Raw genomic sequence first — 1,671 nt, forward strand, 5'->3', positions numbered from 1 at the left:
ATCCATCTCCGCTCCCAATTAATAAAAAAATAATCGAATGAGTGTAGATGAACTTTGTTTCCAAACGATGAAGAAAATCCGAGGGAGATGTCTAATTTCAAGAGTGCGTGCCTCGCACAATTGAAATCAACGACGCGACAACTCAACCGATTCGGCGTAGCCTTTCGTTACAAAAAAGACATTCTTTCTTAATGTGAAGGAGGGTACGGATCATGAGTGACGGAATAATCCTAGGAGGTACGACCGCTGACGACGTGCTGCGCGGGACCAATGGCAACGACAACATCTACGGCAATGGTGGGCACGACCAATTGATCGGTCTGGATGGCGACGACAACCTGTCCAGCGGTCAGATATACGACGCGGCATCGGGCACCTACAAGCCCGACACGGTGGGCGACATTCTCGACGGCGGCAACGGCAACGATACTTTGACCGGTGGCGATGGTAACGACATCTTGATTGGCGGGGCCGGCAACGACCATCTGATTGGCGGCAATGGCCTGGACACTGCCCAATACAGCGGCAACCTGAACGCCTACGCCGTACAGGAGAACAACGGCACGCTGACAGTCACCGGCCCGGAAGGAACCGATACCTTGAATGGCGTCGAACGCCTGCAGTTCGCAGACCACAACATGGCCTTCGATCTCGACGGCACGGCAGGTATCATCTACCGCTTCTACCAGGCGGCACTGGACCGCCAGCCCGACCTGCCCGGCCTCGGTTACTGGATTCACTTCGCCGACACCGGCCGATCTTTCACGGACATCGCCTCCGGCTTTACCAATAGCGTGGAATTCCAGCGCCTGTACGGTGTCAACTCGGACAATGCCACCTTCGTCACCGCCCTCTATCACAACGCCCTGCACCGAGAACCGGAGGCAGCGGGCTTCAACGACTGGATGAACCGCCTGGCTACAGGCACGTCGCGCGAGCAAGTGATGTTCGGTTTTTCGGAAAGCACCGAGAACCGTGCCCAGGTGATTGGCAGCATCCAGCACGGCATCGAATACATTCCCTACAGTGGCAGCTGATGGCCTTGGGCGGCGGCAATTCACAGGGGGCGGTATGCTAGAATATCRCCCTCGATTGCACACCGTCTAAGGAAGATTGAACATGGCTGGACACAGCAAATGGGCCAACATCAAGCATAAAAAGGCTGCAACGGACGCGAAACGCGGCAAAATCTGGACGCGCCTGATCAAGGAAATTACCGTGGCTGCCCGTATGGGCGGCGGCGACGTCGCCTCCAACCCGCGCCTGCGTCTGGCCATGGACAAAGCGGCCGACGCCAATATGCCGAAGGATAACGTCCAGCGTGCAATCACCCGCGGTACCGGCGGCGGCGACGGCGCCAACTACGAAGAAGTACGCTACGAAGGCTATGGCATTGGCGGCGCGGCCATCATCGTCGACTGCATGACGGACAACCGCGTGCGTACCGTGGCTGAAGTACGCCACGCCTTCAACAAATACGGCGGCAATATGGGCACCGAAGGTTCTGTGGCCTTCATGTTCAAGCACTGCGGCCAGTTCCTGTTCGCTCCCGGCACCGACGAAGCCACGCTGATGGACGCGGCCCTGGAAGCGGGCGCCGAAGACGTGGTCGCCGACGACGAAGGCGGCTTCGAAGTGCTGTGCGCCCCGAACGATTTCCCGGCCGTGAAA

Annotated in this window: 2 protein-coding genes; both read left to right on the forward strand. The window is 58.0% G+C overall.

Annotation, left to right across the window (positions count from 1 at the left end; genetic code table 11):
• Positions 1 to 212 precede the first annotated feature (212 nt).
• Entirely contained in the window at positions 213 to 1,037 is an 825-nt protein-coding gene (locus AB4Z11_RS30985; RefSeq protein ID WP_442029915.1) for a DUF4214 domain-containing protein, read from the forward strand.
• Between the two features lie 82 nt (positions 1,038 to 1,119).
• On the forward strand, positions 1,120 to 1,671 hold a 552-nt coding region (locus AB4Z11_RS30990; protein WP_442029917.1), incomplete at its 3' end, for a YebC/PmpR family DNA-binding transcriptional regulator.

The sequence above is a fragment of the Pseudoduganella sp. RAF53_2 genome (assembly GCF_052113985.1).
In the GTDB taxonomy this organism is placed as follows: domain Bacteria; phylum Pseudomonadota; class Gammaproteobacteria; order Burkholderiales; family Burkholderiaceae_D; genus Rugamonas.